The 299-nt window shown below is 46.8% G+C and carries 1 rRNA gene; it reads left to right on the top strand.

Annotated elements, in window-relative coordinates:
- Positions 1-140: 140 nt before the first annotated feature.
- Positions 141-253: ribosomal RNA gene (gene rrf, locus AC6H42_RS04670) — 5S ribosomal RNA — on the top strand.
- Positions 254-299 lie beyond the last annotated feature (46 nt).

Here is a 299-nt window from a genome sequence, read left to right as displayed (position 1 = left end):
CCTATAACATTGATAAGTTGTAGGCGAGAAGTGCGCATGTTGTGCGTAGTTGATACGCAATCGCTACATAATAAATCTGAATTCTTCCAAGTTTTAAAGCTGTTGCAGCGCCAGAGCGCTGCAAAGCTTACAAGTCAAAGCCTGATGACCATAGCAAATCGGTCCCACCCCTTCCCATCCCGAACAGGACCGTGAAACGATTTTGCGCCGATGATAGTGCTGCAACCAGTGTGAAAGTAGGTTATCGTCAGGCTAGTTATATGAAAAAGCCCCGCCAGTGATCTGGTGGGGCTTTTTTG

Source organism: Massilia sp. NBRC 108631, from assembly GCF_059704565.1.
This window is presented reverse-complemented; position numbering and strand designations above follow the sequence as displayed.